Origin of the sequence: Amycolatopsis sp. NPDC051071, from assembly GCF_040682875.1 — a bacterium.
GTDB lineage: Bacteria > Actinomycetota > Actinomycetes > Mycobacteriales > Pseudonocardiaceae > Amycolatopsis.
In genome coordinates, this window is record NZ_JBFBBY010000199.1 from 1 (window position 1) to 12,376 (window position 12,376).

Genomic DNA, 12,376 nt, shown 5'->3' on the forward strand with positions numbered 1-12,376 from the left:
GCATGGAGTCCTCTGGTTGCGGCTAGCCAAGTACATGAAGGCCCCCTTCCGTGCGCTAGGCGCACGGAAGGGGGCCTTCATGTACTTGCAGCGGGGCAAGCGGAGCGTCAGGCGTTCGCAGCGAGCAGTTCCGCGATCTGGACGGCGTTCAGCGCGGCACCCTTACGCAGGTTGTCGTTCGACAGGAACAGCGCCAGGCCGCGACCGCCGTCGACGCCCGGGTCCGTCCGCAGCCGCCCGACGTACGACGGGTCCTGGCCCGCGGCCTGCAGCGGGGTCGGGATGTCCGACAGTTCGACGCCAGGGGCACCGGCCAGCAGTTCGGTCGCGCGGGCGACCGAGAGCGGTTGCGCGAACTCGGCGTTGATCGAGATCGAGTGCCCCGAGAATACCGGCACCCGCACACAGGTGCAGGAGACGAGCAGTTCCGGGATGCTCAGGATCTTGCGGCTCTCGTTGCGGAACTTCTTCTCTTCGTCCGTCTCGAATTCACCGTCGTCCACAATGGCTCCGGCCAGCGGGAGGACGTTGTGCGCGATGGCCCGCGCGTACTTCTTCGGCGCGGGGAAGTCCACCGCCGCGCCGTCGTGGGTCAGTGCGCCCGCGTTCGACGCCGCCGCGGCGAGCTGGCCTTCCAGCTCTTCGACACCGGCGAGCCCGCTGCCGGACACCGCCTGGTAGGTGCTGGCGACCAGTCGCACCAGAACGGCCTCGGCGTGCAGTGGCTTGAGCACCGGCATCGCGGCCATCGTGGTGCAGTTGGGGTTCGCGATGATCCCCTTGCGTGCTTCCTTGATCGCCTGCGGGTTGACCTCGCTGACGACCAGCGGGACGTCCGGGTCCATTCGCCACGCGGACGAGTTGTCGATCACCGTGGCACCGGCGGCCGCGAAGCGCTCCGCCTGTGCTTTGGAGGTCGAGCCACCGGCGGAGAACAACGCGATGTCCAAACCGGACGGATCGGCGGTCGTCGCGTCTTCGATGACGATTTCCTCGTCCTGCCAAGGAAGTTTCGAGCCAGCGGACCGCGCCGAAGCGAAGTATCGCATCTCGGCGACCGGGAAACCCCGTTCGGCAAGCAGACGGCGCATCACACCGCCGACCTGACCGGTCGCCCCGACCACTCCTACTCGCAATCCTGACATCAGCGACCACTCCCCGCGTAGACGACGGCTTCTTCGTCGCCGCCGAGTTCGAATGCATCGTGGATCGCGCGCACCGCGTCGTCGAGCTGCGCGTCCCGGATCAGTACCGAGATCCGGATCTCGGAGGTGTTGATGATCTCGATATTCACGCCCGACTGGGCGAGCGCTTCACAGAACGTCGCCGTGACACCGGGGTGCGAACGCATTCCCGCGCCGACGAGCGACACCTTGCCGACGTGGTCGTCGTAGAGTACCGACCCGAAACCGATGTCGCCCTTGATCTTTTCCAGCGACTGCACGGCTTTCGCCCCGTTGGCCTTCGACAACGTGAAGGTGATGTCGGTGCGGCCGGAGACCGTGCTGGACACGTTTTGCAGCACCATGTCGATGTCGATCTCGTTGTCGGCGATCACCCGGAAGATCTTCGCGGCGGCACCGGCGTGGTCCGGCACGCCGGTCACCGTGATCTTGGCTTCGGAGCGGTCGTGCGCCACACCGGTGATCAACGCTTGTTCCACGGGGATCTCCTCGATAGAACCGGTCACCGTGGTGCCCGGCTTGTCACTGTAGGAAGAACGGACTCGGATCGGGACGCCGTACCGGCGCGCGTACTCCACCGAGCGCAGGTGCAGGATCTTCGAGCCACTCGCGGCCAGCTCCAGCATCTCCTCGTAGGCGATGGTGTCGAGCTTGCGGGCATCGGGCACGACCCGGGGATCGGCGGTGTACACACCGTCCACATCGGAATAGATCTCGCAGACGTCGGCGTTCAGTGCCGCGGCCAGCGCGACGGCGGTGGTGTCCGAACCACCGCGGCCGAGGGTGGTGATGTCCTTGGTGTCCTGCGACACGCCCTGGAACCCCGCCACCAGCGCGATGTAACCCTGGTCGAGGGCTTCGGTGACGCGGCTGGGGCTGACGTCGATGATCCGCGCGTTGCCGTGCACCGACGTCGTCACCACACCGGCCTGCGAACCGGTGAACGACCACGCCTCCGCGCCCTGCGCCGAGATCGCCATCGCGACGAGCGAGTTCGAGATGCGCTCACCGGCGGTGAGCAGCATGTCCATCTCACGTTCCGGCGGCGCCGGGTTGACCTGCTGTGCGAGGTCGAGCAGTTCGTCCGTCGTGTCGCCCATGGCGGAGCAGACGACGACCACGTCGTTACCCGCCTTCTTGGTGGCGACGATGCGTTCCGCGACACGTTTGATCCGGTCGGCACTTTCCAGCGACGAACCGCCGTACTTCTGGACCACGAGGGCCACGCCCGAACCTCCTCGACGGGCCGGGCGTGCTCCTGGTGGGCACCGAGGAGCCCCCGCGTCCCTTATTTGGGCGAAAGCCTACCGGGGTCACGCACACCCGCCACCCTCGTAAGTGGTCCTGACCACCACTTCGAGGACTTCTGGAAGTAAATCTTCCTTAACACCAACGAAATGATAGGAGGGCTTTCACTTTAGTGACGGAGAGCACCTCTTGTCATTCCATCCATGCCCCCGCCGCCACCCTCAAACGAGGAGCTTCGCTCCGCTGTATCTTCCCGAGCCATGCACAAGCCCGCACACACGAGTACCCCGATCGCGTCGATCCTGGCCCACCGATGGAGTCCACGCGCCTACGACGAGGCAGCCACGGTCACCGAAGAGCAGCTCCGCGCACTGCTCGAAGCGGCCCGCTGGGCGCCGTCGTTCGGCAACACCCAGCCTGCCCGTTACCTGGTCGGCCTGCGCGGGACGCCGTCGTTCGACCGGATCCTCTCCACGCTCAATCCGGGTAACCGGGACTGGGCACATCGCGCCGGACTGCTGCTGATCGGCGTGATGGTGACCACGAACGAGAAGGGCGACGTCCCCTACGCGGAGTACGGGCTGGGGCTGGCGAGTGAGAATCTCGTGCTCCAGGCCGTCGAACTTGGGTTGATCGCGCACCAGATGGCCGGCTTCTCCCCCGAAGCGGTGACGGAGTTCTTCGGGCTTCCGGACGACGTCGTCCCCAAGGTCGCCATCGCCGTCGGCTCGCCCGCCGACCCTTCGGTACTCGAAGAGGACTGGCGGATCGAGCGCGAGAAGGCGCCGAGGGAGCGAGTCTCGCTGGAGGAGTTCGCCTACGAAGACGCCTGGGGCACGAGCGCCTTCTCCGAATGAGGGAGCAGGCGCAGGGCGAAAACGCCTAGAGCGACGTGCAAAAGGCTCAGCACCGCGGCGACGATGTGGAGGCCCGTGACGAAAGCCTCCTTCGCTTCAGCACCGGCTACGGGCGCGATTCCGGGCAGCTGGAGTGTCGCGTCGAGGGTCGGGGCGAGCTCCGGACCGGCAAGACGGAACACGAGGGCGGCGAGCGAGCCCATCAGCGCGATCCCCAGCGCGTTGCCGATCTCGTTGCTGGTCTCCGCGATCGCGCCCGCCGCGCCCGCACGCTCGGCGGGCACCGCGGCGACGGCCGTGTCGGCCACCACGCTGAACGAGATGCCGTAGCCGACGCCCGCGACCACGGTCGACGCGACGTACCAGCCCACCCCGCCCGAGACGCCGGTCATCAGCAGCGACAGGAGGCCGACGGCGATGGAGAAGTGGCAGAGCACCAGCGCCGCTTTCTTGCCGACGCGCTCGACCAGAGCCGGGGTGACGACGCACATGATCGTGAGCACGGCCGCTCCCGGCAACGCGAGGAGTGCGGCGTCCAGTACGGCGAGGCCGAGGACCGACTGCAGGTGGATACCGGCCAGATAGGCGGACGCCGACCAGGCGGCGAGCGGCAGCAGGCCGGTGATGATCGCGATCGTGAAGACGCGGTCGCGGAACAGGGAGAAGTCGATCAGCGGCCGGTCGAGGCCTCGCTGGCGGCGGGCGAACCACACCAGCAGGACGGCTCCGGCGATCCCGGCGGCCACCGCGACGACGGACAGGCCTGCCGCGGCGGTGTGCTTGATCCCGTAGATCGCGAGCAGCAGCCCGGCGGCCGAGAGCACCACGCTCAGCAGATCGACGCGGCCGGATCCACCGGCGAGGACCTTACCCAGCAGACCCGGCGCGAGCAGCAGGAACGCCGCGATCACCGGCAGGTTGACCAGGAAGACCGAACCCCACCAGAAGTGTTCCAGCAACGCGCCGCCGACGACCGGGCCGATCGCGAACCCGGCGGCGAACGCGGCCGCGAAGACGCCGATCGCCTGTGCCCGGCGGCGCGGGTCGGTGAAGAGTTCGCTCAGCACCGCCAGCGCCGACGGCAGCAGCGTCGCGCCGGCCAGCCCCATGAGCGCGCGGAACGCGATGAGCAGTTCCGGGCTGGGGGCGAACGCCGCGCCCGCGGAAGCCGCGCCGAACACCGTGGCGCCGATCATCAGCAGTTTCAGCCGTCCGTAGCGGTCGCCGATGTTGCCGAACGCGATCAGCAGTGATCCGACGGCGAACCCGTAGACGTCCAGGATCCACAGCTGCTGATCGGCCGTCGGGGCGAGTGCCTGGCTGATCCGGGGCATCGCGAGGAACAGGATCGACCCGTCCATCGAAACCAGGAGTACCGGGCAGAGGATCACCAGCAGGCCGAACCAGGCCCGCGTGTGCTGTCGTGTCATGCCTTCGACCGTGTCGCGATGCCCACCGGCCAGCCATCCCCGTGCCGTGGGTACACCCGGCAGGTACCCCCACGCGGCACCCTAGGGTCGAAGTCATGGAAAGCCTCGGCGTGTTCCTCAAGAGTCGTCGTGACCGGGTGACACCCGCCGAGATCGGCCTGCGCACTTACGGCACTTCCCGCCGCGTGCCCGGCCTGCGGCGCGAAGAGCTCGCGCAGCTGGCCGGGGTGAGCGCCGGGTACTACACCCGCCTGGAACAGGGCCTGGCCGAGACGGCTTCCCAGCAGGTCCTCGACGCGCTCGCCCGCGCACTCCGGCTCGACCTCGTCGAGACCGGCCACCTGCACAACCTCGCCGGGCGGCCGGCCATGCCCCGGCTGGCCGAACCGGGCACGGAGCATCCGCACCCCCGGGTCCTCGCGTTACTGGAAAACCTCGGCGAGACCGTGCCGTCCGTCGTGCTCGGCAGGCGGGGCGACGTCCTCGCGTGGAACCGCTCCGGGCACGCGCTCACCGCCGAACACGTCGGCTTCGACGCGCCGGGAGATCCGGAGCGGCGGCCGTCCGTCCCGCGGATGTTCTTCCTCGACCCGCTCACCCGCGACCTGTTCGGCAACTGGGCCGAGCTCGCCGCCGTGCATGTCGCCTACCTACGGCTGACCGCCGGTCGCTATCCGACGGACGCCCGGCTGGCCGCGCTCATCGGCGAACTGACGATGCGCAGCGACGAATTCGCCACGCTCTGGGCGACCGGTGACGTCGCGGACTGCACCGTGGGTGCCATGGACCTGCGGCATCCCACCGTCGGCGCGGTGAGTGTCGACTACCAGGTGTGGCTCCAGCCGGACAGCCCTGACCACCGGCTCGAGATCTACACTCCGCGAGACCCGGCTTCCGCCGACGCGGTGCGGCTTCTGCCCCACTCCCACGCCGAACGCGTCAGATGAGCTTGTAGTTCCTGCTCACGATCGCCAAGGCCAGTTCGGTGACGCTCTCGTTCCGGGCGAAGGCGTGTGCGCGGATGAGGGCGAGCGCGTCCGAGGCGGAGCATCCGTGGGTGGCCATCACCACTCCCGTGGCCTGGTGCACCACGACGCGGATGTCCACGTCGCCGAACAGCGGATGCACGGGAAGCCCGTCGTCGCCGTCGATGCGGAGGGCCGGATGCAACGCGGTGGCGGTGAGCGCTTCGGCCACCACACCCACCGAACGGGCCACCTCGGCGGCCGGTTCGGGCTCGGTCCGGTACGCGGTGAGGGTGCCCATCGGCGCATCCCGCAGCCCGAGCCGAGCCGAAACCACCGCCCGCACGCCGAGTTCCCGCGCGGCCGGGCCGAACTGCGGCCACCGCGCCGAAAGCTCCGGCTCGCCGCAGACGCCCGGGGTGAGTGGCGTGCCGCGGCACGGCCCTTCACCGAACACGTACTCGAGGTCGTGTGCCTTGGCGGCGACGGGATCGGACACGACGACCGCCACCTCGGTATCACCGGCGCTGAACAAGGTCACCGCCAGGCTCCGGAGGCCGGACGCCTCGGCGACCGCCGCCATGAACGCCGGGGGAACGCCTGCCGGGTCATCCGCCCAGTCCTTCATCGCGACCGCGTAACCGGCATGCAGGTCGGCCGCGGCGCGGTGCTTGCGTTCGGTGGCGCGGTGGAGCTCCGCCATCCGCCGGTGGAAGGGACGCATCGACTCGATGGCGGTCTCCATCAAACCTTCATGCCGCCTGGCGACGCCCGCCGCACGATCCGCTCGTCCATGCTCGGTCGCGACCAGTCTGCGCAGGGCCGACGGGTCGTACCGACCACCGGTGCCGTCCCACATGAGGCGAGCCTACGCCCGCGCCGGGCGCGGGGATGTGACCCGAACGGCTGAGTGGCACGGCTTTCGTGGCCTCCATCGGAGGACTACCGTTGTTGGCCTCAGCGCTCACGCGTTCTCGCTTGGATGAGCCTCTCGAGACTGTAGTCCGCAGAAAGGCCGGATTCTCATGCAGAACCGCGAACAATGGGTCGCCGACACCATGGTCGAGCTGGCCGACACACTCGGACCCGCATTGGATCCGACGGTCTACTGGCTCTGCGTTGCCGATCGGTACGCGCATTTGGTCACGGAGTCGTCGATCCGGCTCACCGCTCTCGGCGACCGCACCGACCAGCTGGTCGAGGTGGTCACCGATGAACGGCTCAGCACCCCGCCACTCGGCGAACTCCTTGCCGTGGAAGGGCCGGGCATCGACTGCCAGGCCGGCCATGAGCCGATCGTCAACGTAGGTCTCAAAGAGTCGGCTGAACGATGGAAACAGCTTGCCCCGGCCGCGCTTTCACTCGGCTTCACAACGATTCACGCGTTCCCGTTCTGTCGCCGCGAAGAAATGCTCGGTGCGGTGACCATTCTGACCACGGAAACCGTAGCGCTGCCGGTGGCCGATCTGCGGATCGCGAACGCGCTCGCCGATATCGCGACGATCGGCATGCTCAACCACCGCGCGATCGCCGGGCTGACCGCGACCTCGGAGCAATTGCAGGGCGCGCTCTCCAGCCGGGTGATCATCGAACAGGCGAAGGGGCTGGTGTCCGCCCGGCTGGAGATCGGCCCGGACGAGGCATTTCTGTTGGTGCGCCGCTACGCCCGCGGCCACAACCAGCGGATCAGCGAACTCTGCGAGCGGCTGGTCAGCCGCCGGATGAGCGTGTCCGACCTGGTCAGCCGCGCAGCCGCTTCTCCATCAGCAACACGACGCCGCCGCCCGGACCGCTCAGCGGCGAACAGCCGATCGAGGTGACCAGCGGCCTGCCCTTCCGGTCCACCGCTTCGATCTCGACCCGCGCGGCCCGGTGCCCGGTCTCGTTGCTCAGTTCGACGATGTCGCGGAGCCCGGTGGTCGGCAGGCCGAAGTCGAGGGTGAAAAAGCCCTCCAGGTAGACCTCTTCGGACCGCAGGCCCCACAGTTCCTCCGCGCCGCGGTTCCAGCTGCGCACCCGGAGATCGCCGTCCAGCACGACCACCCCGGCCTCGACGCTCGACAGCACGCCTTCGAAGAACATGCGTGTCTCGTCCAGTTCGGCCGTGCGGATGCGCATCTCCTCGTTCATCGTTTCGAGTTCTTCGTTGCCTGACTGGAGCTCCTCGTTCGTGGTCTCCAGTTCCTCGTTCGTGGACTGGAGTTCCTCGTTCGTGGTCTCCAGCTCTTCGATGCTCGACTGAAGTTCCTCGTTGACCGTTTCGAGTTCCGCGTTCGTCGACTGAAGTTCGGCGTAAGCCGTGGCCAGGTCTTCCTGCACGCGTTTCACCTCATGCTGGAGCCTGGTGGATTCGGTGGTGTCGAGGAACGTGATGGCCGCGCCGATGTCCTCGCCTTCGATGGTGAGCAAGGGCCGGACGATGATGTCGAAGTACTGCGGGTCGCCGCCGCCCTTCTGACGCCGCACGGAGTTGACCCGGATGCTGCGGCGATCGCTGTGCGCCTGGTCGACGACGGACCGGAGTTCGATCGGCCGGTACGAGATCTCCAGGTCGTGGAACGGCCTGCCGACGTCGTTCGAGGAGAGCCCGAAAAGCAGCCTTGCCGAGCCGTTGATCAAGGCGACCGTGCCGTCCCGGTCGATTCCCAGCACCGAATCGGGTGAAGAGGCCAAGGCGAGTTCGCTCACGAGGCGCCTTCGGTTGGCGTCCCGCACACCCGCCCCGGCCCGGACGTCGAAGCGCGGGGCCCGCGCCGTCGTACCACCGGCTCGCAGCTTGAACACCCGGTTCCGGATGTTGGCGACGTCGAACCGGACGCCGTCGGAAAGCAGCATTTCGGCCTTCCCGAGGAACAGGTGGCCGCCGTCGTTGAGCGCGAAATGGAATCGTTCGATGATCTTCGCCTGCGCCTCGACGTTGAAATACATCAAGGTGTTGCGGCAGGCAAGCAGATCAACGCGGGAAATGGGCGCGTCACGCGTGATGTCGTGCCTGCCGAAGATCACCCGGCGACGGAGATCGCGGCGGAAGGCGAACAGATTGCCGCTCGGTTCGAAGTACTTCTTCTTCAGCGCTTCCGGCATCCGCTCCAGCGCCTTCGAGGAATACAGGCCGGTTCTGGCCTCACGCAAGGCTTCTTCGTCGACGTCGGTCCCGTAGATCTTGACGCGTTTGGTGCTCTCCTCGATACCGAGATGCTCCGCGAAGATCATCGCGAGGGAATAGGCCTCCTCCCCGCTCGAACAGCCGGCGCTCCAGATCCGGATCTCGTCGGCGGGATCCACCTTCTCGACGATTTCGGGCACGACGACCGTCTGCAGGTAACTCCAGGCCTCGGTGTCGCGGAAGAAACTGGTGACGTTGATCAGAATGGTGTTGAAGAGTTCGAGGAACTCCTCGGAGTTGGTCTCCAGGAAATCCCGGTACTCGGCGTACCCGTCGATCTTCACCGTCTGCATCCGCTTTTGGACCCGGCGGGCCAACGAAGTCCGCTTGTAGCCGGTGAAATCGAAACCGCGGGAATCCTTGATGAAATTCAGCAGGATCTCGAGTTCGGTGTTCTCGATTTCGTCGGGCGGGCTCATTACGGCTTCGTTCCCTTCACCAGGCTGATGAGAGCACTGGCTATGTCGTCCAGCGGGAGCACCAGATCGACCGCCACGGCCCTCGCCACAGCCTGGGGCATACCCTTGAATGCGGCGGTTTCCGGATCCTCTGAGACAACGGTACCGCCCCGCGATTTGACTATTCCGGCCCCCGCCGCGCCGTCGGAACCCGTCCCGGTCAGGACACATACGAGTGCCGACAGGCCGTAAACGGCGGCAACGGATTCGAAGAGCAGATCGGCGGACGGCCGGACGTATTTCACCTGATCGCTCACCGACAGGCTGAGGGTGCCACCGGGATTCACGAGCAGGTGGCGATCCGGCGGCGCGATATAGACGACGCCGGGCACGACGACGTCGTCGGCCTCGGCCAGTTTGATCCGGAGCCGGGACCGGCGGTCGAGGATGTCGGCGAGGAGGGTGTCGTGGTGGGGGTCCATATGCTGCACGATGACCAGGGGCACGGGAAAGTCGGCGGGCAGGGCGCCGAGTATCTCGATCAGCGCCTTGACTCCGCCTGCCGAGGATCCGATGGCGACGATCTCGTAAGCCGCCTGAAGACGGCTGAGGCCGAGCATCTTCCGAGCGTAGTGCCCGGGAGCTAGGCAGACCCGCCCGCGCGCCGGATGATCTTGGCGAGAATCGCCGAGACCACCATCCAGAAGATCGCCGCGACGCCGTAGTTGATCAGCACCCGCAGTTTGAAGTCGGCGGGCATGAACAGGTCCTTGAAGCCCAGCAGCAGCCCGTCGGCCCAGCCACGTACGAACGACACGATGCCGTTGTCGGGGTTCGCCTCGCCGATCACGAAGACCACGTGCAGCACCAGGATGGCGGCGAAGATCAACCCCGCCCAGCGGACGACGCTCGCCAGGATCCCGGCCGCGCGCCCGCCTCCCGCACGCCAGTCGACCTTGCGCTTGGTCTCCTGATCTGCGGTTTCCTTGTCTTCAGCGTGCTCACCCATGCGGGCAGTGTGGCATGCCCTCAGGTCCGATTGCTACCCGCGAGTAACCCGAATGGGCGCCACGCTGGTCACGGTTCGATCGCGGCCCGGGTTTCCTTTCGGGAGATCTCGTGGTTAAGGTGGCCTCGTGGCTCGAGCTCTCCTGCTTCGCTGCCGCGACGGGGCCTGATCGGACCGGCTCCCCGTCGCGGGGCTTCGTGGTGCCGGTCGTCGCACCCGATTCTTCAGGAGAACCGTCCCCTCATGAGCATCCGTAAGCCCACGCGTCCGGCCCCGTCCGAGCAGGCTTCCTGGAACACCCAACGCGGCACTTCGATGCCCGTACACCGCTATCGGCCCTGGTTCGAGGTGGTCGAGGACATCGATCTGCCCGACCGCACCTGGCCGGACAAGCGCATCGACCGTGCCCCGCTGTGGTGCGCGGTGGACCTGCGCGACGGCAACCAGGCGCTGATCGACCCGATGTCGCCCGCCCGCAAGCGCAAATTCTTCGACCTGCTGGTCCGCATGGGCTACAAGGAGATCGAGGTCGGCTTCCCGGCGGCGTCGCAGACCGACTTCGACTTCGTCCGCGAGATCATCGACGAGGGCGCCATCCCGGAAGACGTCAGCATCCAGGTGCTGACCCAGTGCCGTCCCGAGCTGATCGAGCGCACCTTCAAGGCACTCGAAGGGGCGCCGCGCGCGATCGTCCACATCTACAACTCGACCTCGGTCCTGCAGCGTCGCGTGGTGTTCCGCGAAGAGCGCATCGGCATCACGAAGATCGCTTCGCAGGCCGCTGAACTGGTCGTCGACTACGCGGCGAAGCAGCCCGACACCGACTTCCGCTTCCAGTACTCGCCGGAGTCCTACACCGGCACGGAGCTGTCGTACGCGCTCGAGGTCTGCAACACGATCACCGGCATCTGGCAGCCGACGCCGGAGAAGCCGGTCATCCTGAACCTGCCCGCCACCGTCGAGATGGCGACGCCGAACGTGTACGCCGATTCCATCGAATGGATGCACCGCAACCTGGAGCGCCGCGACTCGGTGATCCTGTCGCTGCACCCGCACAACGACCGCGGTACCGGCATCGCCGCCGCCGAACTGGGCTACCAGGCGGGTGCGGACCGGATCGAAGGCTGCCTGTTCGGCAACGGCGAGCGCACCGGCAACGTCGACCTGGTCGCGCTGGGCATGAACCTCTACAGCCAGGGCATCGACCCGCAAATCGACTTCACCGACATGGACGAGGTCAAGCGGACGGTCGAGTACTGCAACCAGCTGTCAGTGCACGAACGCAGCCCGTGGGCCGGTGACCTGGTGTTCACCGCGTTCTCCGGCAGCCACCAGGACGCGATCAACAAGGGCCTCGACGCGATGAAGGCCGCCGCCGACAAGGCGGGCTCCCCGGTCGACGAGCACCCGTGGGAGGTCCCGTACCTGCCGATCGACCCGAAGGACATCGGCCGCAGCTACGAGGCCGTGATCCGGGTGAACTCGCAGTCCGGCAAGGGCGGCGTCGCCTACATCATGAAGGCCGAGCACCAGCTCGACCTGCCGCGGCGCCTGCAGATCGAGTTCTCGAAGGTCGTCCAGCGGCACACCGACTCCGAGGGCGGCGAAGTCGACCCCGCCACAATGTGGAACGCCTTCTCGGCCGAGTACCTGGAGTCGAAGACGCCGCTGGAGCTGGTGCGCCAGCACGTCACCGACAACGGTGACGGGGAGTACGACATCGCCGCGACCGTGCGGGTCGAGGGTGACGAGCACGAGGTCACCGGACGCGGGAACGGCCCGATCGCGGCGTTCTTCGACGCGCTGTCGACGGTCGGGTTCGACCTGCGGCTGCTGGACTACAGCGAGCACACGCTCTCGCCGGGTGACGACGCGCGGGCGGCGTCGTACATCGAATGCGCCATCTCCGACCGCGTGTTCTGGGGCATCGGGATCGACTCCTCGATCGTGACCGCCTCGCTGCGGGCCGTCGTCTCGGCCGTGAACCGAGCGAACCGGTAAGCAACTGGAGTACATGAAGGCCCCCTTCCTTGCGCTAGGCGCAGGGCCCCGGCAAAGTCGGTTGTGGCTGGTTGGTGGTCAGAGTCCGAGTAGTTGTAGTGGTCGGGTGTGGTCGCGG

Annotated in this window: 11 protein-coding genes; 4 read left to right on the forward strand and 7 right to left on the reverse strand. The window is 67.1% G+C overall.

Annotation, left to right across the window (positions count from 1 at the left end):
* Positions 1–107: 107 nt before the first annotated feature.
* Complete coding sequence (locus AB0M65_RS36285) at positions 108–1,148, reverse strand: aspartate-semialdehyde dehydrogenase (protein WP_364038479.1); 1,041 nt, start codon at positions 1,146–1,148, stop codon at positions 108–110.
* Positions 1,145–2,410 (reverse strand): aspartate kinase, encoded by a 1,266-nt coding sequence (locus AB0M65_RS36290; protein WP_364038449.1) that lies wholly within the window; start codon positions 2,408–2,410, stop codon positions 1,145–1,147. The genes AB0M65_RS36285 and AB0M65_RS36290 overlap by 4 nt, the downstream gene beginning before the upstream one ends.
* 282 nt (positions 2,411–2,692) lie before the next feature.
* On the opposite strand from AB0M65_RS36290, the gene AB0M65_RS36295 reads away from it, so the two are divergent.
* The gene (locus AB0M65_RS36295; RefSeq protein WP_364038452.1) at positions 2,693–3,289 is read left to right on the forward strand and encodes a nitroreductase family protein; all 597 of its coding nucleotides are present in this window, start codon (positions 2,693–2,695) and stop codon (positions 3,287–3,289) included.
* On the opposite strand, the gene AB0M65_RS36300 is transcribed toward AB0M65_RS36295, so the two are convergent.
* Positions 3,250–4,719: an MFS transporter gene (locus AB0M65_RS36300; RefSeq protein WP_364038455.1), complete on the reverse strand. Its 1,470-nt coding sequence runs from the start codon at positions 4,717–4,719 to the stop codon at positions 3,250–3,252. The genes AB0M65_RS36295 and AB0M65_RS36300 overlap by 40 nt on opposite strands.
* Positions 4,720–4,814: 95 nt before the next feature.
* Between AB0M65_RS36300 and AB0M65_RS36305 the strand changes: the two genes are divergently transcribed.
* Entirely contained in the window at positions 4,815–5,666 is an 852-nt protein-coding gene (locus AB0M65_RS36305; protein ID WP_364038458.1) for a helix-turn-helix domain-containing protein, read from the forward strand.
* On the opposite strand, the gene AB0M65_RS36310 is transcribed toward AB0M65_RS36305, so the two are convergent.
* Positions 5,659–6,543 (reverse strand): ANTAR domain-containing protein, encoded by an 885-nt coding sequence (locus AB0M65_RS36310; RefSeq protein ID WP_364038461.1) that lies wholly within the window; start codon positions 6,541–6,543, stop codon positions 5,659–5,661. The genes AB0M65_RS36305 and AB0M65_RS36310 overlap by 8 nt on opposite strands.
* Positions 6,544–6,709: 166 nt before the next feature.
* On the opposite strand from AB0M65_RS36310, the gene AB0M65_RS36315 reads away from it, so the two are divergent.
* A complete protein-coding gene (locus tag AB0M65_RS36315; protein WP_364038464.1) occupies positions 6,710–7,504 on the forward strand; it encodes an ANTAR domain-containing protein in 795 nt (264 codons plus the stop codon).
* On the opposite strand, the gene AB0M65_RS36320 is transcribed toward AB0M65_RS36315, so the two are convergent.
* From AB0M65_RS36320 to AB0M65_RS36330, 3 genes are read right to left on the reverse strand one after another with little or no spacing between them, the layout of a single operon-like run.
* Positions 7,425–9,269, reverse strand: coding sequence for a CheR family methyltransferase (locus AB0M65_RS36320; protein ID WP_364038467.1), 1,845 nt, complete (start codon positions 9,267–9,269; stop codon positions 7,425–7,427). The genes AB0M65_RS36315 and AB0M65_RS36320 overlap by 80 nt on opposite strands.
* Entirely contained in the window at positions 9,269–9,868 is a 600-nt protein-coding gene (locus tag AB0M65_RS36325; RefSeq protein ID WP_364038470.1) for a chemotaxis protein CheB, read from the reverse strand. The genes AB0M65_RS36320 and AB0M65_RS36325 overlap by 1 nt, the downstream gene beginning before the upstream one ends.
* A 23-nt stretch (positions 9,869–9,891) precedes the next feature.
* Positions 9,892–10,257 (reverse strand): hypothetical protein, encoded by a 366-nt coding sequence (locus AB0M65_RS36330; protein ID WP_364038473.1) that lies wholly within the window; start codon positions 10,255–10,257, stop codon positions 9,892–9,894.
* 243 nt (positions 10,258–10,500) lie between these two features.
* On the opposite strand from AB0M65_RS36330, the gene leuA reads away from it, so the two are divergent.
* Entirely contained in the window at positions 10,501–12,258 is a 1,758-nt protein-coding gene (gene leuA, locus AB0M65_RS36335; RefSeq protein WP_364038476.1) for a 2-isopropylmalate synthase, read from the forward strand.
* Positions 12,259–12,376: the final 118 nt, after the last annotated feature.

Coding starts and splice junctions, on each gene's coding strand:
- AB0M65_RS36295 (WP_364038452.1), top strand. CDS start 2,693: ATGCACAAGCCCGCACACACGAGTACCCCGATCGCGTCGATCCTGGCC.
- AB0M65_RS36300 (WP_364038455.1), bottom strand. CDS start 4,719: ATGACACGACAGCACACGCGGGCCTGGTTCGGCCTGCTGGTGATCCTC.
- AB0M65_RS36305 (WP_364038458.1), top strand. CDS start 4,815: ATGGAAAGCCTCGGCGTGTTCCTCAAGAGTCGTCGTGACCGGGTGACA.
- AB0M65_RS36310 (WP_364038461.1), bottom strand. CDS start 6,543: ATGTGGGACGGCACCGGTGGTCGGTACGACCCGTCGGCCCTGCGCAGA.
- AB0M65_RS36315 (WP_364038464.1), top strand. CDS start 6,710: ATGCAGAACCGCGAACAATGGGTCGCCGACACCATGGTCGAGCTGGCC.
- AB0M65_RS36320 (WP_364038467.1), bottom strand. CDS start 9,269: ATGAGCCCGCCCGACGAAATCGAGAACACCGAACTCGAGATCCTGCTG.
- AB0M65_RS36325 (WP_364038470.1), bottom strand. CDS start 9,868: ATGCTCGGCCTCAGCCGTCTTCAGGCGGCTTACGAGATCGTCGCCATC.
- AB0M65_RS36330 (WP_364038473.1), bottom strand. CDS start 10,257: ATGGGTGAGCACGCTGAAGACAAGGAAACCGCAGATCAGGAGACCAAG.
- leuA (WP_364038476.1), top strand. CDS start 10,501: ATGAGCATCCGTAAGCCCACGCGTCCGGCCCCGTCCGAGCAGGCTTCC.